The sequence below is a fragment of the Microbacterium gallinarum genome, from assembly GCF_014837165.1.
In the GTDB taxonomy this organism is placed as follows: Bacteria; Actinomycetota; Actinomycetes; order Actinomycetales; family Microbacteriaceae; genus Microbacterium; species Microbacterium gallinarum.
Genome location: NZ_JACSPM010000001.1, coordinates 551823 through 576892 on the forward strand (window position 1 = coordinate 551823; position 25070 = coordinate 576892).

25 protein-coding genes are annotated in these 25070 nt (G+C 71.0%); 15 read left to right on the forward strand and 10 right to left on the reverse strand.

Features of this window, described 5'->3' with window-relative positions:
- Window positions 1-54: 54 nt before the first annotated feature.
- Complete coding sequence (locus tag H9622_RS02585) at window positions 55-969, forward strand: ATP-binding cassette domain-containing protein (protein ID WP_191763947.1); 915 nt, start codon at window positions 55-57, stop codon at window positions 967-969.
- Window positions 966-1772, forward strand: a complete 807-nt coding sequence (locus H9622_RS02590) for an ABC transporter permease (RefSeq protein WP_191763949.1) — start codon at window positions 966-968, stop codon at window positions 1770-1772. Before H9622_RS02585 ends, H9622_RS02590 begins: the two co-directional genes overlap by 4 nt.
- A gap of 26 nt (window positions 1773-1798) precedes the next feature.
- On the opposite strand, the gene H9622_RS02595 is transcribed toward H9622_RS02590, so the two are convergent.
- A complete protein-coding gene (locus tag H9622_RS02595; protein WP_191763952.1) occupies window positions 1799-2203 on the reverse strand; it encodes an ArsR/SmtB family transcription factor in 405 nt (134 codons plus the stop codon).
- Window positions 2204-2266: 63 nt separating this feature from the next.
- Between H9622_RS02595 and H9622_RS02600 the strand changes: the two genes are divergently transcribed.
- Genes H9622_RS02600 through H9622_RS02610 form a run of 3 tightly spaced genes read left to right on the forward strand, consistent with a single transcriptional unit; the run spans window position 2267 to window position 4783 of the window.
- Window positions 2267-3706: a TrkH family potassium uptake protein gene (locus tag H9622_RS02600; RefSeq protein WP_191763954.1), complete on the forward strand. Its 1440-nt coding sequence runs from the start codon at window positions 2267-2269 to the stop codon at window positions 3704-3706.
- The gene (locus H9622_RS02605; protein ID WP_191763956.1) at window positions 3699-4370 is read left to right on the forward strand and encodes a potassium channel family protein; all 672 of its coding nucleotides are present in this window, start codon (window positions 3699-3701) and stop codon (window positions 4368-4370) included. The genes H9622_RS02600 and H9622_RS02605 overlap by 8 nt, the downstream gene beginning before the upstream one ends.
- Before the next feature lie 32 nt (window positions 4371-4402).
- Window positions 4403-4783 carry a nuclear transport factor 2 family protein gene (locus H9622_RS02610; RefSeq protein WP_191763958.1) on the forward strand — a complete coding sequence of 127 codons (381 nt, stop codon included), beginning with the start codon at window positions 4403-4405 and terminating at the stop codon, window positions 4781-4783.
- Window positions 4784-4852: 69 nt separating this feature from the next.
- On the opposite strand, the gene proC is transcribed toward H9622_RS02610, so the two are convergent.
- A complete protein-coding gene (gene proC, locus H9622_RS02615; protein ID WP_191763961.1) occupies window positions 4853-5695 on the reverse strand; it encodes a pyrroline-5-carboxylate reductase in 843 nt (280 codons plus the stop codon).
- An 83-nt stretch (window positions 5696-5778) separates the two neighbouring features.
- Here proC and H9622_RS02620 point away from each other — a divergent pair, with 83 nt between their 5' ends.
- The 5 genes from H9622_RS02620 (at window position 5779) to H9622_RS02640 (ending at window position 10042) form a co-directional block, all read left to right on the forward strand.
- Entirely contained in the window at window positions 5779-6186 is a 408-nt protein-coding gene (locus H9622_RS02620) for an ArsR/SmtB family transcription factor (RefSeq protein WP_191763963.1), read from the forward strand.
- A 1-nt stretch (window position 6187) separates the two neighbouring features.
- On the forward strand, window positions 6188-6862 hold the full coding sequence (locus H9622_RS02625) for an SRPBCC family protein (RefSeq protein WP_191763965.1): 675 nt from the start codon (window positions 6188-6190) through the stop codon (window positions 6860-6862).
- A gap of 117 nt (window positions 6863-6979) precedes the next feature.
- Window positions 6980-8092 carry an alpha/beta hydrolase gene (locus tag H9622_RS02630; protein WP_191763967.1) on the forward strand — a complete coding sequence of 371 codons (1113 nt, stop codon included), beginning with the start codon at window positions 6980-6982 and terminating at the stop codon, window positions 8090-8092.
- Window positions 8093-8143: 51 nt separating this feature from the next.
- Window positions 8144-9109: a cation diffusion facilitator family transporter gene (locus tag H9622_RS02635; protein WP_191763969.1), complete on the forward strand. Its 966-nt coding sequence runs from the start codon at window positions 8144-8146 to the stop codon at window positions 9107-9109.
- Window positions 9110-9112: 3 nt separating this feature from the next.
- Window positions 9113-10042 (forward strand): LLM class F420-dependent oxidoreductase, encoded by a 930-nt coding sequence (locus H9622_RS02640; RefSeq protein WP_191763971.1) that lies wholly within the window; start codon window positions 9113-9115, stop codon window positions 10040-10042.
- 1 nt (window position 10043) lies between these two features.
- On the opposite strand, the gene H9622_RS02645 is transcribed toward H9622_RS02640, so the two are convergent.
- Both H9622_RS02645 and H9622_RS02650 read right to left on the reverse strand, forming a co-directional pair.
- Entirely contained in the window at window positions 10044-10778 is a 735-nt protein-coding gene (locus H9622_RS02645; protein ID WP_191763973.1) for a DUF2306 domain-containing protein, read from the reverse strand.
- Window positions 10779-10901: 123 nt separating this feature from the next.
- Window positions 10902-11333, reverse strand: coding sequence for a nucleoside deaminase (locus tag H9622_RS02650; RefSeq protein WP_191765562.1), 432 nt, complete (start codon window positions 11331-11333; stop codon window positions 10902-10904).
- Between the two features lie 107 nt (window positions 11334-11440).
- Here H9622_RS02650 and upp point away from each other — a divergent pair, with 107 nt between their 5' ends.
- Window positions 11441-12073, forward strand: a complete 633-nt coding sequence (gene upp, locus H9622_RS02655) for a uracil phosphoribosyltransferase (RefSeq protein WP_191763975.1) — start codon at window positions 11441-11443, stop codon at window positions 12071-12073.
- Window positions 12074-12076: 3 nt separating this feature from the next.
- Here the strand turns inward: upp and H9622_RS02660 are convergent, their stop codons facing one another.
- The 4 genes from H9622_RS02660 to H9622_RS02675 form a co-directional block, all read right to left on the reverse strand.
- On the reverse strand, window positions 12077-13387 hold the full coding sequence (locus H9622_RS02660; protein WP_225221530.1) for a type III PLP-dependent enzyme: 1311 nt from the start codon (window positions 13385-13387) through the stop codon (window positions 12077-12079).
- The gene (locus H9622_RS02665) at window positions 13384-13914 is read right to left on the reverse strand and encodes a hypothetical protein (RefSeq protein WP_191763977.1); all 531 of its coding nucleotides are present in this window, start codon (window positions 13912-13914) and stop codon (window positions 13384-13386) included. The genes H9622_RS02660 and H9622_RS02665 overlap by 4 nt, the downstream gene beginning before the upstream one ends.
- 205 nt (window positions 13915-14119) lie before the next feature.
- On the reverse strand, window positions 14120-14440 hold the full coding sequence (locus H9622_RS02670; RefSeq protein WP_191763979.1) for a DUF3467 domain-containing protein: 321 nt from the start codon (window positions 14438-14440) through the stop codon (window positions 14120-14122).
- A gap of 42 nt (window positions 14441-14482) precedes the next feature.
- Window positions 14483-18025, reverse strand: coding sequence for a TM0106 family RecB-like putative nuclease (locus tag H9622_RS02675; RefSeq protein WP_191763981.1), 3543 nt, complete (start codon window positions 18023-18025; stop codon window positions 14483-14485).
- A 257-nt stretch (window positions 18026-18282) separates the two neighbouring features.
- Here H9622_RS02675 and H9622_RS02680 point away from each other — a divergent pair, with 257 nt between their 5' ends.
- On the forward strand, window positions 18283-20349 hold the full coding sequence (locus H9622_RS02680) for an NAD(+) synthase (protein ID WP_191763983.1): 2067 nt from the start codon (window positions 18283-18285) through the stop codon (window positions 20347-20349).
- 144 nt (window positions 20350-20493) lie between these two features.
- On the opposite strand, the gene H9622_RS02685 is transcribed toward H9622_RS02680, so the two are convergent.
- Window positions 20494-21072: a hypothetical protein gene (locus H9622_RS02685; protein WP_191763986.1), complete on the reverse strand. Its 579-nt coding sequence runs from the start codon at window positions 21070-21072 to the stop codon at window positions 20494-20496.
- A 161-nt stretch (window positions 21073-21233) separates the two neighbouring features.
- Here H9622_RS02685 and H9622_RS02690 point away from each other — a divergent pair, with 161 nt between their 5' ends.
- The 3 genes from H9622_RS02690 to H9622_RS02700 all read left to right on the forward strand — a co-directional run bounded on the left by H9622_RS02690 (window position 21234) and on the right by H9622_RS02700 (window position 24867).
- Complete coding sequence (locus tag H9622_RS02690) at window positions 21234-22697, forward strand: phytoene desaturase family protein (RefSeq protein ID WP_191763988.1); 1464 nt, start codon at window positions 21234-21236, stop codon at window positions 22695-22697.
- A gap of 4 nt (window positions 22698-22701) precedes the next feature.
- Window positions 22702-24216 (forward strand): lipase maturation factor family protein, encoded by a 1515-nt coding sequence (locus tag H9622_RS02695; protein WP_191763990.1) that lies wholly within the window; start codon window positions 22702-22704, stop codon window positions 24214-24216.
- 93 nt (window positions 24217-24309) lie between these two features.
- Entirely contained in the window at window positions 24310-24867 is a 558-nt protein-coding gene (locus H9622_RS02700; RefSeq protein WP_191763991.1) for a phosphorylase family protein, read from the forward strand.
- 3 nt (window positions 24868-24870) lie between these two features.
- Here H9622_RS02700 and H9622_RS02705 read toward each other — a convergent pair whose 3' ends face one another.
- Window positions 24871-25047 carry a hypothetical protein gene (locus tag H9622_RS02705; protein WP_191763993.1) on the reverse strand — a complete coding sequence of 59 codons (177 nt, stop codon included), beginning with the start codon at window positions 25045-25047 and terminating at the stop codon, window positions 24871-24873.
- Between the last annotated feature and the right edge of the window lie 23 nt (window positions 25048-25070).

Consider the following 25070-nt stretch of genomic DNA (forward strand, 5'->3'; position numbering starts at 1 on the left):
AACAGTGTGTTAGCGTCATAAACAGTTTCGTCCATACACAGTGGAGGTGTCGTCATGACCCCCGAGAACAGCACTCCCGCCATCGACGTCCGCGGCGTCCGAAAGGCGTTCGGCGCGCAGGTCGTCCTCGATGACCTCGACCTCGTGGTCCGCAGGAGCGAGGTCTTCGCCCTGCTCGGACCCAACGGGGCGGGCAAGACGACGACGATCAACGTCCTCACCACGCTCACCCGGCCCGACGCGGGTGCGGTGGCAGTCGCCGGCATCGACGTCGTCCGCGACCCCGACGGCGTGAAGCGACGCATCAGCCTGACCGGCCAGTCCACCGCCGTCGACGACGTGCTCACGGGCATCGAGAACGTCACCATGCTCGGCCGGCTGTCAGGGCTCTCGGCGCGCGGCGCCCGACGTCGGGCCGCCGAGCTGCTCGAGCGGTTCGACCTCGCCGACGCGGCGACCAAGCGAGTCGGCGCCTACTCCGGCGGCATGCGGCGCCGACTCGACCTGGCGCTGAGCTTCGTCGTAACCCCCGAGGTGCTCTTCCTCGACGAGCCGACCACGGGGCTCGACACGCGCAGCCGGCGCGAGCTGTGGGACGTGATCCGCTCGCTCGCCGACGCGGGCACGACGGTCTTCCTCACCACCCAGTACCTCGAGGAGGCCGACCAGCTCGCCGATCGCATCGCCGTGCTCGACGGAGGCCGCATCGTCGCCACCGGCACCGCCGCCCAGCTGAAGGCGCGCGTCGGCGGCGACACCGTCGAACTGCACGACTCCCACGGCGACCTGCTGCGCGAGGTGCCGACCGACGGCACCGTGTCGGGCCTGCGCCGCGCGCTGGACGTGCTCGATGAAGCCGGCGCCGAGGGCGTCGTGACACTGCGGCGCCCGAGCCTCGATGACGTGTTCCTCGCCCTCACCTCGCCCGACACCCGCCGCACGGCGGCCGCAGCGAAGGAGATCGCATGACCGCCCTGACCCTCTCCCCCGAGGCCCCCGCCCTGCGGCCGCGCATCGGCGGACTCGTCGCCGAGAGCGTGTTCGTCGGCCGCAGTCTTCGTCACTCTCTGCGCGACGGCGAGTCACTGCTGATGGCGATCATGCTCCCGGTGCTGCTCATGCTGCTGTTCACCTACGTGTTCGGCGGTGCGATCGACCCCACCGGCGGCTACGTCGACTACGTGGTGCCCGGGATCATCCTGCTGTGCGCCGGGTTCGGAGCATCCAGCACCGCTGTCTATGTCGCGAGCGACATGAAAGCGGGCATCATCGACCGGTTCCGCACCATGCCGGTGCGGGCGAGCGCCGTGCTCACCGGCCACGTCGTGGCGAGCCTGCTGCGCAACCTCGTCGCGACCGGGCTGGTGGTCTGCGTCGCGCTGCTCGTCGGATTCCGGCCGACCGCCGATGCGTGGGGCTGGGCGGGCGCGCTCGGCATGATCGCGCTGTGGATCCTCGCGATCACCTACCTGTTCGCGGCCCTCGGCCTCGCGTCGAAGAGCCCCGAAGGCGCCAACGCCTACGGGTTCATCATCCTGTTCCTGCCGTACCTGTCGAGCGCGTTCGTGCCGGTGGACTCGATGCCGCAGTGGCTGCAGTGGATCGCCGAGAACCAGCCGGTGACGCCGATCATCGAGACCATCCGGGGTCTGCTCATGGGCACGCCGATGAACGGTCAGGCGTGGTGGGGGATCGGCTGGTGCGTCGCGATCCTCGTCGTGTCGTTCGCGTGGGGCGCGTGGCTGTTCCGCCGCAAGGCCGGGCGCCGCTGAGGCTGGGGGCGCGTCGGGACGTCGCGTCAGCGGCCGGGGAGCTTCTTGAAGGCGTTCTCGATCGCATACTTGGCGGATGCCGCGGCCCGACCCACCACGTCGGCGGCATGGGCCGCCGAGTCGGGCAGCGTCGAACCGGCGTACTGCGGGGCGTCGTCGTCTCCCAGGAAGGGGAGCAGCCAGTCGTCGACCTCGTCGAGAGGCTCGGCCGACAGGCTGTAGAACCGGTGCTGCCCCTCCTCGCGCACCGAGACGAGGTGCGCCTCGCGCAGCACCTTGAGATGCTTCGACACGGTGGGCTGACTCGCCCCGAGTTCATGCACGATGTGCGAGACGCTCGTTCCCCGTTCTCCCGCGGCGGCGCGGTCGAGGAGCAGTCGCAGGATGTCGCGACGTGTGCCGTCCGCGATCACGTCGAAGATATCCGCCATGTGCTCAGATTAGTCAAGAGCCCCGCGGAGTACCATGACGGGAGTCTCGGCGAAGGGGGCGACATGGCGACTGACCCGGCAGGGTCGATCGTGCGCCGCGTGCCGTCGGCGCTGAAGGCCGCGTGGGACCGCCTGCGCAATCTCACGACTTCGTCGCCGGCGCGCTTCGCCGTCCTCGTCTTCGCCTCGCTCGTGCTGCTGTTCACGGCGCTGCTGTCGCTTCCTGCGGCGAGCGCCGACGGACGTCGACTGCCCCTCGCCGACGCCCTGTTCACGGCGGTGTCTACGATCTGCGTGACGGGACTCACGACGGTCGACATCGCCACGACGTTCTCGCCGCTGGGCAAGGTCATCATCTTCATCGGCGTCAACATCGGCGGTATGGGTGTGCTCACGCTCGCGTCCATCCTCGGGCTGGTGATCTCGAAGCGGCTGGGTCTGCGCGCGAAGCTCATCGCGGCGAGCGACTCGAACCCGCTGCGCTCGCACGGCGGCCCCGTGAACGAGGGCCAGACCGTGCGGCTCGGCGAGGTCGGCACGCTGCTGCGCACGGTCGCGCTGTCGACCCTCCTCATCGAGGCCCTCGTGGCCATCGCCCTCTACCCCTCGCTCGTCTTCGCGGGGATCCGCCCCCTCGAAGCCCTGTGGGAAGCGCCGTTCTATGCGGCGATGGCCTTCACGAACACCGGCTTCACCCCGAACCCGGGCGGCCTCGTGCCGTTCGCCGACGACTACTTCCTGCTCACGGTGCTCATGGCCGGAGTGTTCCTCGGCAGCATCGGCTTCCCCGTCATCTACGCGCTGTGGAAGAACTACTGGCACGTGCGCCGCTGGCCGCTGCACACCAAGCTCACGATCATCACCACGGTGCTGCTGTTCTTCGCGGGGGCGGCGGCGTTCCTCGCCCTCGAGTACGGCAACCCGAAGACGTTCGGCTCGATGGACGCGTGGGACACGACGTTCCAGGCGTTCTTCCTATCGGCGATGACCCGCTCGGGCGGGTTCGCCGTCGTCGACATCGGCGACCTCTACGGCTCGTCGCTCATCGTGGGCTGCATGCTGATGTTCGTCGGCGGCGGGTCGGCGTCCACCGCCGGCGGCATCAAGGTCACCACGCTCGCCGTGCTCGCGCTGGCCGTGTGGTCCGAGGCCAAGGGGCGCCAGTCCGTCGAGGCGTTCGGGCGCCGCATCCCGAGCGACGTTCAGCGCGTCGCTCTCTCCGTCGTCGCCTGGGGAGCCACGATCGTCGCCCTGTCGACGATCACCATCGCGCAGATCAGCCAGGCTCCGGTCTCCGACGTGCTCTTCGACGTCATCTCCGGGTTCGCCACCGTCGGCCTGTCGACCGGACTCACCGCCGAGCTCTCCGACCCCGCGGTGTACGTCATGGCTCTGACGATCTTCATGGGGCGCATTGGTACAGTGACACTCGCCGCGGCGGTGGCCGCGACATCCCGTTCGCAGCTCTACTCGCTGCCGGTGGAAAGGCCGATCGTTGGTTGAGCGCATCAGGAGCGACGCACCCGTTCTGGTGATCGGGCTCGGACGATTCGGCGCCGCCTGCGCCGGCGAGCTCGACAGGCTCGACCGCGAGGTGCTCGCGATCGACGAGAACCTCGAGCTCGTGCAGAAGTGGTCCGAGCGCGTCACTCACACCGTGCAGGCCGACGCGCGCAACATCGACGCGCTCAAGCAGGTCGGCGCGCAGGACTTCCAGGTGGCTGTGGTCGCCGTCGGCTCGTCGATCGAGGCATCCGTCCTCATCACCGCCAGCCTGGTCGACCTCAAAGTGCCGCAGATCTGGGCGAAGGCGGTGTCGCAGTCCCACGGCAAGATCCTCGCCCGCGTCGGAGCCAATCACGTGATCTACCCCGAGCGCGAGGCCGGCGAGCGGGTCGCGCACCTCGTGAGCGGCCGCATGCTCGACTTCATCCGCTTCGACGACGACTTCGTGCTGGCCAAGATGTACCCGCCGAAGTTCATCCGCGGCGTGGGCCTCAACGAGTCGGGCGTGCGCACCAAGTACAACGTGACGGTCGTCGGTGTGAAGAGCCCCGGCAAGCCGTTCCGGTACGCCGAGGCGAACACCGTGGTGACCAACCACGACCTCATCATCGTGTCGGGCACCAACTCCGACATCGAGCGCTTCGCCGCCCTCGACCGCTAGCCGATGTCGCACCCGGGGTGAAGACTCGGGTCATGATCGAAAGAGCTGAAGCGGATGCCGCGGCCCGCCGCTGGATCGAGCGATACGTCAAGGCGTGGAACAGCAACGACGAGGCCGACATCCGCGGCCTGTTCAGCGAGGATGCGCGATATCTCACCGACCCCTGGATCCCGGCCGTCGAGGGCGCCGACGCGATCGTCGCGTCGTGGCTCGAACGGCGCGATGAACCCGGCACCTTCACGTTCGAGGGCGACGTCGCAGGCGTCGACGGGCACACCTTCTTCTACGAGGCGGTGACCCGCTACGACTCGGGCACGACCTACAGCAACCTGTGGGTCGTGACGCTCGCCGACGACCTCGAGCGCGCCGAGTCGTTCACGGAGTGGTGGATGGATCAGGCCGACAAGAGCTAGGACCGCGCGCCGGCGGTGTGTCTCGATCCGCGGCTGCGCCGCACTCGACAACCGGCTGGCAGGGGGCGCCTACGCGCCCGCTGCCAGCTCCTTCGCGCGGGCGAGCGCGGCGTCGGTCGCTCGGACGAACACGTCGTCGAGCCGCGCATCGTGCAGCACCGCGACTGCCCGCTCGGTCGTGCCCTTCGGACTCGTCACACGGTGGCGCAGCTCGGCGGGGTCGTCGCCCGAGGCCTCGAGCAGCGCGGCGGCGCCGATGAACGTCTGCTCGGCCATGAGCCGGGCGTCGGCCTCGGAGAATCCCTTGCCGATCGCCGCCTTGGTGAACTCCTCGACGACGAGGAAGAAGTACGCCGGCCCCGAGCCCGAGATGGTGGAGAGAGCGTCGATCTGCGCCTCCGGAACCTCGACGACCGTGCCCACCGTCTCGAACAGCCGCCGCACGACCGCCACGGCGCCCGCGTCGGCGTGAGTTCCGGCCGCCAGCCCTGTCACACCACGGCCGACCAGCGACGGCGTGTTCGGCATCGATCGGAGCACAGCGACGTCGTCACCGAGCAGCGACTCGAACGTCGCGATCGTGACGCCCGCGGCGAGGCTCACCACGATCGTCCCCGCGCGCAGGCTCGGCGCGATCTCTCGCAGCAGGTCGGGCACCATGGTGGGCTTGACGCCGATCAGAACGATGTCGGCGGCCGCCGCCGCATCCGTGTTGCCCGTCGGCTGCGCCTCCAACGCGATGCTCGTCACGCCCGCGAGTCCGTCGAGCTCGGCGGCCTTGGCGACCGAGCGATTGGTCGCGGTGACGCCGCGCGCCGCGAGTCCCGAGCGCACGAGACCGTGGAGGATCGCACCGCCCATCGAGCCGGCGCCGAGGATCGCGATCGGGGGAAGGGGAGGGGTGTCGGTCATGGCGCCATCCTACGAGCGCGCGGTCGGAGCATCCGATCTCATTCACTCTTGACTTATATAAGTGATGATGCAAGCATGGTGCGATGCACGCACTCGACGTCCTGGGAGACCCGGTGCGCCGACGCCTGCTCGAACTGCTCGCGGACGGCGAACGCAGCGCGGGCGACCTCGGCGAGATCGTGCAGCTCGAGTTCGGCATATCCCAGCCCGCCGTGTCGCAGCACCTCCGCGTGCTGCGCGAGTCGGGTTTCGCGACCGCGCGGCCCGAGGGCACCCGGCGGCTCTACGCGATCGACCCCGCCCAACTCGAAGCCGCAGACAGCTGGTTCGATCCGTTCCGGCGGATGTGGCAGCCGAAGCTCGACGCGCTCGCCACCGAGCTCGCGCGCGGGCGGCGGGCGCGACGCCCGGCGGCGCATCCGCCCGACCGCCGCGAGCCGGCCGGCGACGACAGCGACAGCAGCAGCAACGACGATGACGAGGAGAACTGACATGGTGGACGTCAACGCCCAGATCGGTGCGGTCGACCGCACCCTGCGCACGACCGAGCTCGACGGCGAGGAGGCGCGGGTCCAGTCGCTCGCGCAGACATATCCGTCGCCGATCGACGACGTGTGGGATGCCGTCACCACCGGCGAGCGCATCGCGCGCTGGTTCGCGCCCGTCGAGGGCGACCTGCGCCTGGGCGGCCGCTACCAGGTGGTCGGCAATGCGGGCGGCGAGGTGCTCGCCTGCACTCCCCCGCACGACGGCGTCGCGTCGTACCGTGTCACCTGGGAGTACGGCGGCGGCATTTCGTGGCTCGAGATCGGCCTCACGAGCCTCGGCGACGACCGCACGCAGCTGGTGCTCACCCACACCGCGAAGACCGAGGGGCTCCCGCCCGGCTTCTGGGAGATGTACGGCCCGGGCGCCACCGGCGTCGGGTGGGACATGGGGCTGCTCGGGCTGTCGCTCCACCTCACCGGCGGCGAGCGCATCGCGCCGGAGGAGGCCGAGGCGTGGCAGGTGAGCGACGAGGGCAAGCGGTTCTCGCGCGCGGCCGCCGACGGCTGGGCGAAGGCGCACGTCGCCGACGGCGGGGATCCGGATGCCGCAGCGGCCGCCGCGACCAACACCTACCTCTTCTACACCGGGCAGACCGCCGACGAGTCTCCGGAAGCCTGAGCCGCGCCGGCCGCGCCGGCATGAACGTGAAAGCCGGTTCACCCATGGGTCGGGCGGGGCTATAGTCGAGTCAGCGGGGGCGAGGGCGTCCCCGGTGCGACAGCGGAGGACCCGATCATGACCCTCTTCGACGGCATCACGCAGCGCGTCATCGAGACGCCGCGGCTGAACGTCAGCATCCTCGAGCGGGAGGGCGACAGCGAGACCACGCCGGGCGACCGCACGGTCATCCTCGTCCACGGCAACGTCTCGTCGTCGCTGTTCTGGCAGGAGCTCATGCAGGACCTGCCGAGCGATCTGCGGGTGATCGCGATCGACCTCCGCGGCTTCGGCGGCTCCGAGCACGCGCCGATCGACGCCACGCGGGGAGTGCGCGACTTCAGCGACGACGTGCACGCCACCCTGGAGGCCCTCGGCATCGGCCGCGCGCACTTCGTCGGCTGGTCCATGGGCGGCGGTGTGATCATGCAGTACGCGCTCGACCACGGCGCGCTCAGCCTCACGCTGGAGTCCCCCATCTCTCCGTACGGCGTCGGGCCGACCCGTCGTGACGGATCGCGGCTCACCGAGGACGACGCGGGCTGCGGAGGGGGCGGGACGAACCCCGACTTCGTGCAGCGCATCATCGACCACGACGAGACGGATGAGGCTGCGACCTCACCGCGCAGCGTGTTCCGTGCGAGCTATGTGGCGCCCGGATTCACCTCCGAGCACGAAGACGTGTGGGTGACGTCGATGCTGTCGACCTCGACCGCGACGGGCAACTACCCGGGCGACAGCACGACGAGCGAGAGCTGGCCCGGGTTCGCCCCCGGCACCATCGGCGTGCTCAACACGATGGCGCCGAAGTACTTCGACGTGTCGGGCATCGTCGACCTCGCCGAGAAGCCTCCGATCCTGTGGGTGCACGGCCTCCTCGACGCGATCGTGTCCGACGCCTCGCTCTACGACTTCAACAACCTCGGCAAGCTCGGCATCGTGCCGGGGTGGCCGGGCGACGAGGCCGCACCCCCGCAGCCGATGGTGTCTCAGATGCGCGACGTGCTGGCTCGGTACTCCGATGCCGGCGGCCACGTGACCGAGCTCGCCCTCGAGGACGTCGGTCACACGGCGCACATCGAGCGTCCCGCCGAGTTCCGCCACGCGCTGCTGACCGCGATCGGCTACGTCGGACCGTCCGCCCATCCGTCACCGCCGACCGAGGCGATCATCCTCCGCTCCTCCGACTGAGGCCTCGTCAACCCGGCGGACGCACCACCGCGGCATCCGTAGACTCGTCGCATGAGTGCTTCCGGCGGCGGCAAGGCGATCATCGCGGCGTTCCTGGCGAACATGGGCATCGCCCTCGCGAAGTTCATCGCATGGTTCATCTCCGGCTCGGCGTCGATGCTCGCCGAGGCGATCCACTCGGTCGCCGACTCGGGCAACCAGCTCCTCCTGCTGCTCGGCGGGCGGCGCGCCAAGCGCTCCGCCGATCGCGAGCACCCCTTCGGCTACGGGCGCGAGCGCTACGTCTACGCCTTCGTCGTGTCGATCATCCTGTTCTCGGTCGGCGGCCTGTTCTCGATCTACGAGGGCATTGAGAAGCTCACCCATCCGCACGAGGTCACCAACTACTGGGTGCCGATCGTGGTGCTCGTGATCGCCATCGTGCTCGAGTCGTTCTCGCTGCGCACGGCGATCAAGGAGAGCAACCATGTGCGCGGTCCGCGCCAGTCGTGGGTGTCGTTCGTGCGCCATTCGAAGGCTCCCGAGCTGCCCGTCGTCCTGCTCGAAGACGTCGGCGCGCTCATCGGTCTGGTCTTCGCTCTGTTCGGCGTGGGGATGACCGCCATCACGCACAACCCGCTCTTCGACGCGCTGGGCACGCTCATGATCGGCACGCTGCTCATCGTGATCGCGATCGTGCTGGGCATCGAGACCAAGAGCCTCCTCGTCGGTGAGGGCGCGACGACCGCCGACCACGACCGCATCGTGACCGCGATCCTCGAGGGCCACGAGATCGAGAAGCTCATCCACATCAAGACGCTCTACCTCGGCCCCGACGAGCTGCTCGTCGCCGCGAAGCTCGGGTTCGCGTCGGACAAGCCGCTCGCGTCGGTCGCCGCCGACATCGACCGCATCGAAGCGCGCGTGCGCGAAGCGGTGCCCACGGCCCGCGTGCTGTACTTCGAGCCCGATATCTACCGACCGGGCGACGATCCCACTCCCCCGACGTCGGACTTCGTGATCCGCTCGGCCGACTGAGCGATGGAGTACTGCCTCTTCACCGAGCCGCAGCAGGGTGCGACCTACGACGACCAGCTCGCGTTCGCGCAGGCGGGCGAGCGTCTCGGATTCGACGGATTCTTCCGCTCCGACCATTACCTGCACATGGGCGACGGCGATCCGCTGCCCGGCCCGACCGACGCATGGACCACGCTCGCGGGGCTCGCGCGGGAGACGTCGCGCATCCGTCTCGGCACGCTGGTGTCGTCGGTCACCTACCGTCAGCCGGGCATCCTCGCGATCCAGGTCGCGCAGGTCGACGCGATGTCGGGCGGACGAGTCGAGCTCGGGCTCGGCACAGGCTGGTTCGAGCGCGAGCACCGGGCGTACGGCATCCCGTTCCCCGCGAAGCGGTTCGATCTGCTCGAGGAGCAGCTCGCGATCGTCGCGGGTCTGTGGGGCACCCCCGCCGAGGAGTCGTTCTCGTTCGCGGGGAACCACTACGAGCTGACGGATGCTCCGCCCCTGCCACGCCCGGTGCAGGAGCGCATCCCGCTGATCGTGGGCGGCGCCGGCCCCCGGCGCACGCCCGAGCTCGCCGCGCGGTTCGCCACGGAGTTCAACATCGGGTTCCGCCCCGAGCACGAGATCGCCGAGCGCTTCGCGGGGGTGCGCGCCGCGTGCGAGCGCATCGGCCGCGACCCCGACACGCTCAAGCTCTCCGTCGCGCTGCCGACGCTGGCCGCGGCATCCCGTCCCGAACTCGACCGAAGGGCCGCCAGCATCGATCGCACGGTGGACCAGCTGCGGGGCGACACCAACATCGTCGGCTCGCGGGATGAGATCGTCGCCAAGGTCGAGCGGATCGCCGCGCTCGGTGCGGATCGGCTCTACCTGCAGCTGATGGACCTGCAGGACGTCGACCAGGTCGAGTACCTCGGGCAGGACGTGCTGCCTCACCTCCCCCGCTGAGTCAGCCGCCCGTCACCGGCAGGCGGTACGACGGGAGACCACGCCGGCGCACGAGCCACTCCGCGACCACCAGGTTCGGCAGCCAGCAGAGGAAGGGCACCGCGGCGTACGCGTTCGCGAACGCCGCATCGAACTCCCAGGGCTGCCCGAGCAGCAACGGCGCGAGCAGCAGCAGGGGCAGCCAGAGCCGCAGGGTCACCCCGGCGTACGTGAGGCTGTAGTTGCGGATCATCCAGGCCTGATGGCTCGGAACGTCGCCGCGACGGATCGCGCGGTAGGCACGCCAGCCGGTGATGAGCCACAGCACCGCGAGCGCGCCGAATCCGAAGAAGCCGACGTAGCCGGCAGGGCTGGACGGAGCGATGATGAGCCCCGCGACCCCGCCCACGGCGACGCCTGCCAGATAGAGGCGGCCGGTCCAGCGATGCACGCGCGGGGCGCGCTCGCGCAGGCCGCGCCAGAACTGGAGCGCGCCGAGGACGAGCGCGGTCGCGCCGCCGACGATGTGCACGTAGAAGGCCGCCTGCACGAACATCGGCGCCTCGGCGTATGTCGGCGCGAGGCCGACCTCGTCGCCGGCGAGATCCCGCAGCGACGCGGTGAAGTACGGCAACGCCGAGAACGCCACCACCGCGAGGGCCGAGAGAAGCACGAAGGCCCATCCCACGCGGCGGCTCGCGCGTGAGACCGGCGTGGCGACGGGGGCGGTGCGGACGGGTTCGATGAGGCGAGTCATGGCAGTCACCGTAGGGACGCGGCGGCGGGGCGGGCAGGGTGCAGACCCCCGGATGGGCGGCGCGCGAACCCCCGGATCTCGAGCGGATGCCCTGATCGGACCTTCGCGCGCGTCAGCGCGCCGTCAGCGCCGCACGTCGAAGAAGGCGCGGAGGAGAGCCGATGCCTCGGCCTCACGGACGCCGGCGACGACCTCCGCCCGATACGGCAGGCGCCGGTCGCGCACGACGTCGTACATCGACCCCGCCGCGCCCGCCTTCTCGTCCCAGGCGCCGAACACCAGCCGCGAGACGCGCGACTGCAGCACGGCGCCGGCGCACATGATGCACGGCTCGAGGGTCACGACGAGCGTGCACCCCTCGAGGTTCCACGAACCGACGGCGGCTGCGGCCGCGCGCAGCGCGACGACCTCCGCATGCGCCGTCGGATCGTGCGCGACCTCGCGGAGGTTCCGGCCCTCGCCGATCGCCCGACCCGCGGCATCCGTCACCACCGCCCCGACCGGTACGTCACCGGCCTCACCCGCAGCCGCGGCCAGCGCCAGCGCGCGGTCCATCGCGGCGAGGTCGGCGGGGTCGAACGTCACAGCACGAGCGTACGGCCGACGGGCTCGTGCGCGAACCCGCTTCCGGCGCGCGGCCCGTCACGCACTACCCTGGGCGTATGCGCCTGCACGTCGCCGACCACCCCCTCATCACCCACAAGCTCACGGTGCTGCGCGACGAGCGCACCCCGTCGCCGGTGTTCCGCCAGCTCACCGAGGAGCTCGTGACGCTCCTCGCCTACGAGGCGACCCGCAGCGTGCGGGTGTCGCCCCTCGAGATCCAGACACCGGTCACCACCACCACCGGCGTGAAGATCAGCGAGCCCCGCCCGCTCGTCGTGCCCATCCTGCGCGCCGGCCTCGGCATGCTCGAGGGCATGGTCAAGCTCATCCCGACCGCCGAGGTGGGCTTCCTCGGCATGGTGCGCAACGAAGAGACGCTCGAGCCGTCGACGTACGCCGAGCGCCTGCCCGACGACCTGAGCGACCGGCAGTGCTTCGTGCTCGACCCGATGCTCGCGACGGGCGGCTCACTGGGCGCGGCGATCGAGTTCCTCTTCGCGCGCGGCGCGCAGGACGTCACCGCGATCTGCCTGCTGGGCGCCCCGGAAGGCGTCAAGGCGATCGAGAAGCAGGTCGAAGGCCGCGACGTGACCCTCGTGCTGGGCGCGATGGACGAGCGCCTCAACGACAAGGGCTACATCGTGCCCGGGCTCGGCGACGCCGGCGACCGCCTGTACGGGACGGTCTGACCCTCACACGATGCTGACGGCACGGGGGTCGGATGCTCCGACCGCCGTCACCTCGCCGGTGGCGAGTCCGCGACCCATGACCGCGATGGGCGTGAGCGCGCGGCCGTTGAACCGCGTCGCGGTCACCGCCGTGTAGGCGCCCATCGCCGGGCTCACCAGGAGATCGCCCACGGCGAGCTCGGGCAGCAGGGTTTCGCGCGCGATCACATCGGTCGAGTCGCACGTCGGCCCGCCCAGCGTCGCCCACCGGTGTGTCGCGATGCCGGACGGCCCTTCACGCAGCTCCTTCTCGGCGTACACCAGCGGGTGGACGTCTTCGGCGACGACGTTCGAGTACGAGCCGTACACCCCGTCGTCGAGGTAGTACCAGCGTCCGTCGCCGCGTTCGGCGACGCCGACCACGCTCGTGACGAGGGTCATCGCCTCGGCGACCATCACACGTCCGGGCTCGGCGATGATGTCGAGTCGCCCGACATGCGGTTCGAGGATCGGCCGCAGGCGGGCGGCGACCTCCTCGATGGTCGCGCTGGGCGCGTCGTACGAGACGGGGAACCCGCCGCCGATGTCGAGAGTGTCGAAGCGCACGCGCAACCGGCGCTCGAGGTCGACCATCAGCGCGAGGGTCTCGCTCACGGCAGCGGCGAACCGGGCGGGATCGTCGAGCTGGCTGCCGACGTGGAAGCTGAACCCGGCGATGCGGGTGCCCTGACGCTTCGCCTGCTCGACGAGGCGTGCTGCTTCGAACGGCCCGACGCCGAACTTGCTCGACAGATCGCTCTTCGCGTGCGGGCTGCGGTAGGCGAGCCGCACGAGAAGGCCGACGTCACCGGGGGCGCCGGCGAACTTGGCGAGCTCGACGTCGTTGTCGACGACGAACGTGCGCACGCCTGCGGAGAGCGCCGCCTCGATCTCCGACGGCTTCTTGACGGGGTGGGTGTGGATGATCCGTGCGACGTCGATCCCACGCCGGGTGAGAAGCTCCAGCTCGTCTCCGGTGGCGACGTCGAAGCCGCTGCCCGCGTCGTCGAGCGCGGCGATGACGGCGTCGTGGGCGAGGGCCTTGACCGCGTAGTGGAACCGCACGAACGGCAGCGCGTTGCGCAGCCGGCGGTACTGCCGCCGCACCTGCTCCGGGTCGAGCAGCAGCAGCGGGGTGCCGTGCAGCGCGAGCGCGGCGCGGGCGGCGTCGGTGGAGAGGAGAGCGGATGCCTCGGCCCGCCGCCGTTCGACGAGCGCGCGGGTCGCACGGCGGTCGGCACGCGTGTCGGTGCGCATGCCGGCGTCCGTGCCGATGTCCGTGCCGGTGTCGATCATGAGACCTGCTCCTCGGCACGCGATCCGTCGCGGAGACCCGTGCGGGCGGTGACCGTGAACGCCCCGGCCGCGATCGCGTAGAAGACGATGTCGGCGATGACCTTGCCGGCGAGCAGGCCCCACAGCGGGTCGGCCAGCAGCCAGACGCCGGCCATCAGCAGGGCGGGCCGGATGAGCAGGGTGTCCAGGATCTCGGCGAGGCCGAACTCGGCGACGAGCAGCATCATCGTGCGCCCGACCGCCACACGGCGGTTGCGCGAGACCGGCGCCTGCTCGATGTAGATGGTGATCGCGAGCACGGCGTAGAACCCGAGGGTCTCGCCGAGGAGTCCGGCGAGGGCGATGACGGCCGGGTTGCCGGTCCAGATCGTCACCCCGAGACCGGCGATGAGCATGGCGGCGGTGCCGACGATCTCGGCCGGGAGGTAGCGCGTGATCCAGAAGCCGAGACCGCGGCGTCGCGCGCCGTGCGCGGCGTCGTCGTCGGACTGCGCCGCCGTAGTGGGGCTGTGGGCGATCGTGGTCATGTCGCACCCCCTCACCCGTGAGAGAGGGCAGGGCGGAGCGTGTGATACCGACGCCGGCGTCGCGTGCCACCGGAACAAGAAGGTGCGGCATCCGCCCCTCGCCGAACGAATGCCGCACCCGCGCCTAAGCGACGCTAAGTCAGAGTACGCGCGCGAGCGGAACCTCGAGACGGGGTTGACATGCTCGCCGCGGTTGTCTAGTGGATCAGTTGTCGAGGAGCGGTTCCTGGGGGTTGCGACGGCCCGTCTCCTGCTCCCAGAACTCCAGCTGCTGGGTCAGCGCCTTGGCGAGTTCGAAGACCTGCTCCGGAGGGATCCGGATACGGCTTACGACCCGCGCGGGGACGATGGTGTGCCGCTCGCCGGTCTCGGGGTCGACCTGTTCACGCGGCGGCTGCGCGAGGGTGAGGAAGTCCATGACGAACACGGTGGGCGTGTGCCACACGTTGGCGAAGTCTGCGTAGGCGCCCCCGATGTGCTCGGGCGGAAGGTCGATCTCGAACTGGCGCGGCGCTTCGTCTGCCATGCGCACCTCCTGGGTCGCTGTGTGCGCGAGTCTACGCGCGGCTCAGCCCCGGCCGACCAGCCGCGCGAATCCGCTGAGCCGCGCCACTCCCTCGGGTGTGTAGGGCAGGTCGTCGAGCAGCGCCGGCGAATGCACCAGGTAGGCGGTGTGCTTGGCGCGGGAGATCGCGACATTGAGCCGGTTGCGCAGCAGCAGGAATTCGAGGCCGCGCGGTGCGTCGCGTCCCGCGGACGCCGCGAGGGACACGATCGCGACGGCGGCCTCCTGCCCCTGGAAGCGGTCGACCGTTCCCACCGGGATGTCGGGGAACCCGGCGGCGGCCAGAGCCTCCTCGACCGCGACCTGCTGGGCGTTGTAGGGCGTGACGACGATGATGTCGCCCTGCTGCAGCGCCCGCGGCGCGAGCGGCGTCGTCACGCCGTCGTCGTCGACGCGGATGTCGGCCCACGCGCGGCCGACGACGCCTCTCACGATGTCGACGACGGCGGCGGCCTCCTCGATGGACTGCGTGGCGTTCCCTCGGTGGCGGACCGGCACCGGGTGGAGCCCCGGCTCGACCCCCGCGAGCGTGCGCAGCGCGGTCGACGGATGGGCGGCGAGCTCGCCCCGGTACGACAGTTGCGATACCGGTTCGGCGACGGCGGGATGCATGCGCCACGTGCGCGCGAGGAAGTAGCCGTACTCGGGCGGGACGACGTCGGCGCCGTCCATGACCCAGCCGAGCGCCGACGTGTCGACGGGCTCCGGATGGGTGCCCTGGCTGACCTGCGGAAGCTGCTGCGGGTCGCCGAGCAGCAGCAGCCGAGGCGAGGCGAGCGACACCGCGATGGTCGAGGCGAGCGAGAACTGCCCGGCCTCGTCGATGACGAGGAGGTCGAGGCTGCCGCGCGGGATGCGTCCCTCGTGGCTGAAGTCCCAGGCCGTGCCTCCGACGACGAATCCCGATTCGGCCCGATCGGCGGTGAACTCGGCGACGCCGTTCTTGCGCAGCGGAGTGAAGCAGTACTCGTCACGCTCCGTCTTGGGTGCCTTGCCCACGAGCTCCTTCGGGACGCCCGCCGCGACGATGCGCTCGAGCATGTTCTCGACCACGGCGTGCGACTGCGCGACCACGCCCACCTTGAATGCGCGCTCGCGCACGAGCCGGGCGATGACGTGCGAGCCGACGTAGGTCTTGCCGGTCCCCGGCGGGCCTTGCACTGCGAGGTAGCTGCGGTCGAGATCGACGACGGCGCGAACGATCGCGTCGACGTCGTCGCCCGTCGCCGCGGGCAGTCCGCCGGCGACGGTGCGCGGCGGGCGCCGAGCGAGGATGTCGGTCGCCGGGTCGGCGGGAAGCGACGGCGCCGCGTCGACCACGGCATCGGCCCACGCGTCGATCGCCGACTGCTGGTTGCCGGCGGACGGCGGCGCCATCGGCGTGAGCGCGATCGGCAGTCGCGACCAGGTCACGCCGTCGACCGCCGTCTCTTCGACGATCGCCCCGTCCTCGAGCACCTCGAGCACGGTGATCGACCGGTACGAGTGGATCCACCGCGGCGAGCCCTCGAACGGGTACGGTGCCGGCAGCTCGTACAGCGCGAAGGGCTGACCGCCCTCGCTCAGGCGCGTGCCGGGCGCCAGCTCGCCGCGCAGCTCGATCGTGCGACGCTCTCCGCCGCGGCCGCTCTCGGCGAAGTGCCAGTCCTCGACCACGCGGGAGCGAGCCGGGTCGATCACGACGACATCGCGGGTCTCCTCCCACAGGGGCACCGGCTCGCGCAGCCGCAGGAAGTGCGTGGCCCAGAAGGTCTTCGACTCACGCGGGTAGTAGTCGATCGCAGCGGCACCCAGTCGCAGGGACTGCGCGTCGGCGGAGTCGGCGGGGTGCTCGAGGGCGAGCCGTCCGAGGGCGAGCGCGCGGTGCGATGGCTCGTACGCACGCTCGTCGGCCTCGCCGTTCGGCGAGGGTCGGAGACCCGCCTCACGGGCACGGTCGACCAGCCAGTCGCGGAGGCGCCGCGTCGACACGCAGTCGTAGCGGTTGTAGTCCGCGAGGTCGTCGAGGATCTCCTGCGCGGCTGCCGCGTCCCCGTCGGCGGCGAGCGCGCGGGCCTCGACGTAGCGGACGATGGAGTCGTCGCCCTTCTGCACGTCGCTCGTACGCACCTCTGCGCCCATGTAGAGCGGCTCGAGCTTCTTGATCGAGTACGAGCGCGAGCCCACGCGCAGCGCGCGCCGCACGATCGGGTACAGATCGACGAACACCCCGTCGCGCAGGAGGCGGTCGACGTCGGCCTCGCGAACCCCGTGGCGAGCAGCCATGGCGAGCAGGTGCGACGGCTCGTAGGGCGCGTAGTGGTAGATGTGCATGCCGGGATGCTGCGTGCGGCGCAGGTCGACGATGTCGAGGAACGTCTCGAGGGCGCGCTTCTCGTCGGCGAACGAGTGCGCCCACAGCGCGCTGTACTGCTCGCGCTCGTCGACCCAGCCGAACAGGTAGTCGATCCCCCACTGCGTCGGCTCGCCCTCGCGGCCCGGTGGCTGCGGCTCGCTGTGAAGCGGGTCGCCCTCGAAGTCGAAGAACAGATCGCCATGATCGGGGCGGGGCAGCGCGCCCAGCGCGGTCGGCGCCACGACCTCGAAGGTCGGCAGCGGCGGCGGGCCGGCGTGATCCGACGGCGGTGACACGAGCGGGGGCGTCCCGGCGGGACTGTCGAGCTGCAGCCGGGCCTGGGTGCGCAGCATCCCGAACGTGTCGGGGTTCATGCCGGCGGGACCCCGCGGCGCGACGGCGAGCTCTTCGATCGTGCGCACGCCGGCGGCGCGCAGCCGCTGGCGCTGAACCGGTCGCATGCCGGCGACGAGGAGGAGATCGCGGGATGCCACGACCTCCGCGTCGCAGGTCGCGCAGCGTCCGCACGCGACGACGTCGAGCTCGCCGCGCGGGTCGCCCCACGCGATCGCCTCGCCGGCGACGCGCAGGTCGAGGCGGCGGTCGGCGATGAGAGCGGCAAGGCGCTCGCGCCGCAGACGGAACACCGGCAGCAGGTCGTCGACCTCGTGCGCGCTGACGCTGCCGTCGCCGAGGAGCAGCTCGACGCGATCGGACCGCGGGACGCCGAGCCGGTCGAGCTGGTCGACGTACGCCGCGAGCTGCATGAGTGCAGTGACCCGCGCATGCCGGGCGAGCTTGGTGTCCTGCACGATCCACCGGCCGTCGGCGTCGCGAACGAGGAAGTCGGCGAACCCGACGAAGTCGGTCGTCGCGAACGCCGCCTGGTAGACGACGTCGGCGTCGGAGACGAGGGCGGCGTTCGTGAGCGCGACGGCCTCGGCGAGCGCCGCGGCGTCTGACGACCGCGCTTCGGGAACCTCGACGACCCCGTCGCCGAACCCCTCGAGGTACTCGGCGAGCACGCGGCGCTCATGCGCGGTGCCGAGCCGCCCGGCGCGGAGGAGCGTGAGGTCTTCGGGCTCGTCGACCGCCGCCACTCGCCCCAGCTTCGCGTCGATCGCCCGCAGCCACGCGAACTCGCACTCGGCGGCGGCCTTCAGATCGCTCGCGCTCCAGACGATCCGGCCCTCGTCTTCGATGTATCGCATTCCCGCCCTTCCCCTCCACGACCCTAGCCGCGGCAGCCGACACCACCGCGTCCCGCTCGCCCGCCCAGCACGACCGGCCCGTGCCTCGGGCGAGTTGCCACTCGTGGCGGGTTCGGACCGCCCATCCCCGCCACCGCCGGCAACTGGACGCCCGATTCGCCCGCCCGGGCGAATCGGTCGACGACAGGGAAGCCCGTGGCCGCAGACCTGCCCGCAAGACCTCGCCCCCGGCCGACGGCGCCTGACAGACTGAAGGCATGAGCCTCCCCTTCGAGAGCGCCTACCGGCACGGGTTCGCACGCATCGCGGCCTGCACGATCCCGATCACGATCGCCGATCCCGTCGCGAACGCCGACGCCGTGCTCGCCACGGCGGGCGAGTGCGACGCCGAGGCGGTGGCGGTCGCCGTCTTCCCCGAACTGTGCCTCACCGGCTACTCGATCGAGGACCTGGTGATGCAGGATGCCGTGCTCGACGCCGTCGAACGCGCCATCGAGGGGCTGGTCGAGGCATCCGCTGATCTCTTCCCGATGCTCGTGGTCGGCGCGCCGCTGCGCCACCGCAACCGGCTCTACAACTGCGCGGTCGTGATCCACCGGGGCGAACTGCTGGGCGTCGCCCCCAAGTCGTACCTGCCGACCTACCGCGAGTTCTACGAGCGCCGCTGGTACGCGCCCGGCGACGACCAGGTGGGCGAAGACATCCGCGTAGGCGAGCTCGAGGCTCCGTTCGGCCCCGATCTGCTCTTCGAGGCGCTCGACGTGCCCGGCCTCGTCGTGCACGCCGAGGTGTGCGAAGACGTATGGGTGCCGATCCCGCCGTCCGCCGGAGCCGCCCTCGCGGGCGCCACCGTGCTGCTCAACCTCAGCGGCAGCCCGATCACGATCGCCCGCGCCGAGGACCGCAAGGATCTGTGCCAGTCGCAGTCGCTCCGCTGCCTCGCCGCGTACGCATATGCCGCCGCGGGTATGGGCGAGTCGACGAACGACGTCTCATGGGACGGCCAGACGATGATCTACGAGGGCGGCAGCCTGCTGGCCGAGACGGAGCGGTTCCCCGACGGACCTCGCCGATCGGTCGCCGACGTCGATCTCGACCGCCTGCGCCAGGACCGTCTGCGCCAGGGCACCTTCGACGACAACCGCCGCACGTACGACCCGCGATTCCGCGTCGTCCACTTCGAACTCGACCCGCCCGCCGCCGACATCGGACTGCGCCGCACGCTCGACCGCTTCCCGTTCGTGCCCGACGACCCCGAGCGCCTGGCGCAGGACTGCTATGAGGCGTTCAACATCCAGGTCTCGGGGCTGGTCCAGCGCCTGCAGGCGATCGGAGGGCCCAAGCCCGTCATCGGCGTGAGCGGCGGGCTCGACTCGACGCACGCGCTGCTCGTCGTCGCGCGCGCGATGGACCGCATGGGCCGCCCGCGCAGCGACATCCTCGCGTACACGATGCCCGGGTTCGCGACCAGCGCGCACACCAAGTCGAACGCGATCGCCCTTGCCGAGGCCGTGGGCGCGTCGATCGAGACGATCGACATCCGCCCCCTCGCGACCGAGATGCTCGAGCGCCTCGACCACCCGTTCGCCGATGGCGAGCCGGTGCACGACATCACGTTCGAGAACGTGCAGGCAGGCCTGCGCACCGACTACCTCTTCCGCCTCGCGAACCACCACGGCGGCATGGTGATCGGCACGTCCGACCTCTCCGAGCTCGCGCTCGGCTGGGCGACGTACGGCGTCGGCGACCACATGAGCCACTACGCCGTGAACGCGGGCGTGCCGAAGACGCTCATCCAGCACGTGATCCGCTGGGTGATCTCGCACGAGGGCGAGGGCTCGACCGATCTGTCCTCCGACGCCAAGCGCGTGCTGCAGTCGGTGCTCGACACCGAGATCTCGCCCGAACTCGTGCCGGCGGGGCAGGACGGCAAGCTGCAGTCGACCGAGGACCGGATCGGCCCCTACGCGCTGCACGACTTCGCGCTGCACCACCTCCTGCGGTTCGGCTTCCGCCCGTCGAAGATCGCCTACCTCGCCGCGCACGCGTGGGGCGACAAGGATGCCGGCGCCTGGCCGCCCGGGTTCCCCTCCGAGGACCGCTACGCCTACGACCTGCCGACCGTCGCGAAGTGGCTGCAGGTCTTTCTGCGGCGCTACTTCGCGTTCGCGCAGTTCAAGCGCTCGGCGATCCCCAACGGCCCCAAGGTCTCGCCGACCGGCTCGCTGTCGCCCCGCGGCGACTGGCGCGCGCCCTCGGACGGCAACGCGAACGTGTGGATCGCGGAGCTCAAGGCCGCTCTCCCCGAGCTCGTCGACGAGTGACGGGATGCCGCGGCCTCGGCATCCCTCGCACAGAATCGGAGATCCTCGCCGACGCGCCGCCGGTCCCGGTCGGAGCGCGGCGTGTCGCCCACGAGCTCCGATTCTGTGCTCGACCCGGGTCCCTGCGACGCCGGATCATGCCGATCAGACCGGCGCCGCGCCGTAGGCGAGGGTGATGATCCAGCTGTCGCGGGACAGGTCGGCGAGCTTGTAGTAGACGCGGCGGTCGGGGATCCAGCCTTTCGTGCGCGGGCTGTCGAGGCGCACATGGTCGGCGGCGACCCGGGCGCCCCGTCCGTCGGCGTCGCGCACGGCCTGCACGCGCGTCCAGTGCGCGAGCAGCTGGTCGACGTCGCTGCCGTCGTACAGGTGGGAGTGCCGCTTCATCTCTCGCAGCGTCGGCTCGTCGGGGTGGGCGTCGCGCAGGTCGAGGCCGAGCGGGATCGCGGGGTCGGCGACGGCGACCACCGTGGCCGCACGGTAGTTGGCGTTGCGGATGCGCAGCGGCACCTCCTGGCCCTCCACCTCGGCGATGAGCTGGGTGTGGAAGCCGAAGGTCCCCGGTGCCTCGCGCTCGACGCGCACGGTCGCGGGGTCGACGCCGAGCTGCGCTGCGACGATCTCCTTCGCCAGAGTGCGCTTGCGATCGTGCTCCGGAAGCTTCGGGTCCCAGCCGAGCCGCGCCGTGATCCCCGCCGGAGTGTCCAGCAGCACCGATTCCATGGTCCACCTCTTCCCGCGGCCACCCCGCTCCCCTCATCATGTCCCGGCTTCCTGGAACGAGGAAGGGCACCGCGCGAGGGATGCCGCAACCGCGGCTGCGCGCGCGACAGGTTGCGCAACCCCCGTGCACGGTGCGCCGAGGGCGGTGCCAGGATGGTGCCATGGCCGGACGCGCGACCGTCGTCGGCAGCGGGCCGAACGGGCTCGCCGCCGCCGTCGCGCTCGCCCGCGCGGGCTTCGAGGTGCGCGTGCTCGAGGCGGCCCCCACCCTCGGCGGCGGCGTGCGCAGTGCGGAGCTGACCCTGCCCGGGTTCGTGCACGACGTGTGCTCGGCGGTGCATCCCGCCGCCCTGTCATCGCCGGTCTTCCGCGCCTTCGGGCTCGGCGAGCGCATCGAGTGGATCCGCCCCGAGGCGTCCTACGCCCAGCCGCTGGACGGCGGGCGGGCCGCGATCGCGTGGCGCGACATCGAGCGCACCGCGTCGGGGCTGGGCCGCGACGGCCGGATGTGGCTCGCGGCGCTTCGCCCGCTCAGCTCGCACCTCGACGCCGTGGTCGACTTCACCGGATCGCAGCTGCTGCGGTGGCCGCGGCATCCGATCACCGCCGTCCGCTACGGACTGCGCGCCCTTCAGCTGGGCTCGCGCCTCGGCCGCGGGACGTTCGCGACGGAGGAGGCGAACGCCCTCCTCGCGGGTGTGTTCGCCCACTCGAACTCGCAGCTGCCGAGCGTGGGCGCGTCGGCGTCCGGGCTCTTCCTCGCGGCGCACGCGCACGCGGCCGACGGCTGGGCCTTCCCTCGGGGCGGGGCGCAGCGCATCGCGGATGTGCTCGCCGACGACCTGCGGGCGCACGGCGGTGCGATCGAGACCGGGCAGCACGTGACCACGCTCGACGGTCTCGACTGGGGCGACCCCGCCGCGGGCGATGTGCTGCTGCTCGACACGTCGCCGCGGCTTGCGCTCACCCACCCCGGCATCCCTGCGCGGTATGCGACGGCGATCCGCCGCTACCGCTACGGGGCGGCCGCCGCCAAGGTCGACTTCGCGCTCGACGGCCCGGTGCCGTGGGCGCACTCCGACGTGGCGCAGGCGCCGACGGTGCACGTCGGCGGGACCCGCGCCGAGGTCGAGGCGAGCGAGAACGCCGTCGCCCGCGGTTCGGTCACCGACCGGCCGTACGTGCTCGCCGTGCAGCCGACGGTGCTCGATCCGAGCCGGGCACCCGAGGGCAAGCACGTGCTGTGGACCTACATCCACGTGCCGGCCAGCTCGACGCTCGACGCCACCGAGCTCGTGACGCGTCAGGTCGAGCGCTTCGCCCCCGGCTTCCGTGACCGGATCCTCGCGACGAGCGCGATGACCGCGGCGCAGCGCGAGGCCTACAACCCGGCCGACATCGGCGGCGACATCCTGGGCGGGGCTTTCACCTTCGCGCAGGCGATCCGCCGGCCGACCGTCTCGCCGACGCCGTGGCGCACGCCGATGCCCGGGGTGTACCTCGCGTCGGCCGCGTCGCCGCCCGGCCCCGGGGTGACGGGCATGCCGGGGTGGTACGCGGCGCGGCAGGCGCTGCGCGACACGCAGGGGCTGCGGCTCGAGCCCGAGGACCTGTTCCGGACGTGACGGCATGGACGGCTTCGCAGCAGTCGACTTCGGGTTCGCGCGGGAGGTGCTCCAGCGGGGCATCGCCGCGATCTACGTCGTCGCCTTCGTCTCGACGCTGAACCAGTTCCGCCCGCTGCTCGGCGAGCACGGCCTGCTGCCCGCACCCGAGCTGATGGCGTGGGCGAAGGCGTCGGTGCCCGGGCGAGGGCAGGACTCCCGCGGCCCGCGCAGATCGGCCTGGCGGCTGCGCCCGACGCTGTTCCGCTGGATGAGGTACACCGACCGCCGGCTGGTGGCCCTGTGCTGGGCGGGCATCGTGGTGGCGGCTGCGGTAGTGTGCGGCATCCCGCAGCTGTTCACTCCGTGGGCTCCGATGGCGTGCTTCCTGGCGCTGTGGCTGGGGTACATGTCGATCGTCAGCATTGGCCAGACCTTCTACGGCTTCGGCTGGGAGATGCTGCTGCTCGAGGCGGGCTTCCTCGCCGCGTTCCTGGGGTCGGCGGTAGAGCCGCCGCCCACCGTGGTGATCGTGCTTTTCTGGTGGCTCGTGTTCCGGCTCGAGTTCGGGGCCGGCATGATCAAGATCCGCGGCGGCCGCGAGTGGCGCGACCTGACCGCCCTCACGTACCACCACGAGACCCAGCCGATGCCCGGTCCGCTCAGCCGGCAGGCGCACCTGCTCCCCCGCTGGTTCCACAAGGGCGAAGTGGTGGGGAACCACTTCGCCCAGCTCATCGTGCCGTGGTTCCTCTTCGCCCCGCTCGTCGGGCTGTCGTTGCCAGGACCCGTTCCCGCGATCGTCGGTGCGGTGGCCGGCGCGATCGTCATCGCGACGCAGCTGTGGCTCGTGATGACGGGCAACTTCGCATGGCTGAACTGGATCACCATCGTGCTCGCCTTCTCGGCGATCGGGCTGCCGTCCGCGCGTGACGCGTCCCTCGCGCACGACCCGCCGTGGATCGTCGACAGGCTGCCGCTCCCCTGGCTGGTCGTCACCTGCGCCGTCGGAGTGGTCTACGCCGTGCTGAGCTGGTGGCCGCTGCGCAACCTCTTCGCGCACCGGCAGCTCATGAACGCGAGCTTCAACCGCTGGCAGCTGGCGAACGCCTACGGTGCGTTCGGCACGGTCACCAAGCAGCGGATCGAGATCGTCGTCGAAGGGACGACGGACGAGGATCCGGATGCCGCGACCTGGCGCGAGTACTCCTTCAAAGGCAAGCCGGGCGATGTGCGGCGCGTGCCCCGGCAGTTCGCCCCGTATCACCTGCGCCTCGACTGGCTGATGTGGTTCCTGCCACTCGGCCGCTCTCTCGACGACTGGTTCACGGTGCTCCTGATCAGATTGCTCGAAGCGGATGCCGCGATCCTGCGGTTGCTCGCCGACGATCCGTTCCGCGGCGAGCGGCCGGTGTGGGTGCGCGCGGTGGCCTATCACTACCGGTTCACCACACACGCGGAGTTCCGCACCACCCGAGAGCGGTGGCATCGGGAGCGACGCGGCGACGTGCTGGGCCCGATGGCTCTGCGCCGCAGCTGAAGGCGCGGCCAGGGGCGGGCGGGATCCCCAGCGCGCGCGAGGTCCGGCGGCGCGACCGGCGGACGTTCAGGTACGGCCGGGGAGAATAGGGGGGTGAAGCTCCTCGTCGCGGCCCTCGAGGCCGAACTCGTCGCGTTCCCCGCCGACCTCCCCGGCTTCGATCGGCTCGTGACCGGCCCCGGGAAGCTGCAGGCCACCTACGCGCTGACGCGCGCCCTCGACGCCCGCGCGTACGACGAGGTCGTCGTCGTCGGCACGGCCGGCGCCATCGACGCGACCCTCGAGGCGGCGGTCTACGACATCGAGGCGGCGATCCAGCACGACGTCACCGATATCGACGGCAAGGTCGGCCAGCACGTGTCGCTTCCCCCGCGCGTGGAGCTCGGCCGCGACGGGGTCACCATCGCGACCGGCGACCATTTCGTCGACGACGCCGAGGCCGTGTCGGTCATCCGCCCGCTCGGAGCCCGCCTCGTCGACATGGAGACCTACGCGTACGGCTGGGTCGCCGAGCAGTTCGGTGTTCCGATCCGCGTGCTCAAGGCCGTTTCGGACCGCGCGCAGGACGACGCGATCACGGACTGGCGCGCCACGGTGACGGCCTGCAGCCACCAGCTGCGCGACACGATCCGCGCCGAATACGGCGTCTGACCGTCAGTCCCTGCGCGAGAACAGCCCGCGCAGGATGAAGAAGACGATCGCTGCCACGATGGCGACGATGACGAGCTTGCCGATGAACCACAGCAGCGAGAACAGCACGTCGACGAGCACCCAGGCGATGACGATCGCGGCGATGACTCCCAGAACGGTCCATGCAGTGCTCTTGTTCACCCTGACAGCCTAGATAGTCTGAG

What these genes read in the sequence shown, in the direction of transcription:
- H9622_RS02585 (WP_191763947.1), top strand. Translation starts at nt 55, where the DNA reads ATGACCCCCGAGAACAGCACTCCCGCCATCGACGTCCGCGGCGTCCGA.
- H9622_RS02690 (WP_191763988.1), top strand. Translation starts at nt 21,234, where the DNA reads ATGGCCGGACGCGCGACCGTCGTCGGCAGCGGGCCGAACGGGCTCGCC.
- H9622_RS02640 (WP_191763971.1), top strand. Translation starts at nt 9,113, where the DNA reads ATGGAGTACTGCCTCTTCACCGAGCCGCAGCAGGGTGCGACCTACGAC.
- H9622_RS02680 (WP_191763983.1), top strand. Translation starts at nt 18,283, where the DNA reads ATGAGCCTCCCCTTCGAGAGCGCCTACCGGCACGGGTTCGCACGCATC.
- H9622_RS02670 (WP_191763979.1), bottom strand. Translation starts at nt 14,440, where the DNA reads ATGGCAGACGAAGCGCCGCGCCAGTTCGAGATCGACCTTCCGCCCGAG.
- H9622_RS02675 (WP_191763981.1), bottom strand. Translation starts at nt 18,025, where the DNA reads ATGCGATACATCGAAGACGAGGGCCGGATCGTCTGGAGCGCGAGCGAT.
- H9622_RS02635 (WP_191763969.1), top strand. Translation starts at nt 8,144, where the DNA reads ATGAGTGCTTCCGGCGGCGGCAAGGCGATCATCGCGGCGTTCCTGGCG.
- H9622_RS02590 (WP_191763949.1), top strand. Translation starts at nt 966, where the DNA reads ATGACCGCCCTGACCCTCTCCCCCGAGGCCCCCGCCCTGCGGCCGCGC.
- H9622_RS02625 (WP_191763965.1), top strand. Translation starts at nt 6,188, where the DNA reads ATGGTGGACGTCAACGCCCAGATCGGTGCGGTCGACCGCACCCTGCGC.
- H9622_RS02685 (WP_191763986.1), bottom strand. Translation starts at nt 21,072, where the DNA reads ATGGAATCGGTGCTGCTGGACACTCCGGCGGGGATCACGGCGCGGCTC.
- H9622_RS02630 (WP_191763967.1), top strand. Translation starts at nt 6,980, where the DNA reads ATGACCCTCTTCGACGGCATCACGCAGCGCGTCATCGAGACGCCGCGG.
- H9622_RS02600 (WP_191763954.1), top strand. Translation starts at nt 2,267, where the DNA reads ATGGCGACTGACCCGGCAGGGTCGATCGTGCGCCGCGTGCCGTCGGCG.
- H9622_RS02665 (WP_191763977.1), bottom strand. Translation starts at nt 13,914, where the DNA reads ATGACCACGATCGCCCACAGCCCCACTACGGCGGCGCAGTCCGACGAC.
- H9622_RS02645 (WP_191763973.1), bottom strand. Translation starts at nt 10,778, where the DNA reads ATGACTCGCCTCATCGAACCCGTCCGCACCGCCCCCGTCGCCACGCCG.
- H9622_RS02695 (WP_191763990.1), top strand. Translation starts at nt 22,702, where the DNA reads ATGGACGGCTTCGCAGCAGTCGACTTCGGGTTCGCGCGGGAGGTGCTC.
- proC (WP_191763961.1), bottom strand. Translation starts at nt 5,695, where the DNA reads ATGACCGACACCCCTCCCCTTCCCCCGATCGCGATCCTCGGCGCCGGC.
- H9622_RS02650 (WP_191765562.1), bottom strand. Translation starts at nt 11,333, where the DNA reads ATGGACCGCGCGCTGGCGCTGGCCGCGGCTGCGGGTGAGGCCGGTGAC.
- H9622_RS02610 (WP_191763958.1), top strand. Translation starts at nt 4,403, where the DNA reads ATGATCGAAAGAGCTGAAGCGGATGCCGCGGCCCGCCGCTGGATCGAG.
- H9622_RS02620 (WP_191763963.1), top strand. Translation starts at nt 5,779, where the DNA reads ATGCACGCACTCGACGTCCTGGGAGACCCGGTGCGCCGACGCCTGCTC.
- H9622_RS02660 (WP_225221530.1), bottom strand. Translation starts at nt 13,387, where the DNA reads ATGATCGACACCGGCACGGACATCGGCACGGACGCCGGCATGCGCACC.
- H9622_RS02595 (WP_191763952.1), bottom strand. Translation starts at nt 2,203, where the DNA reads ATGGCGGATATCTTCGACGTGATCGCGGACGGCACACGTCGCGACATC.
- upp (WP_191763975.1), top strand. Translation starts at nt 11,441, where the DNA reads ATGCGCCTGCACGTCGCCGACCACCCCCTCATCACCCACAAGCTCACG.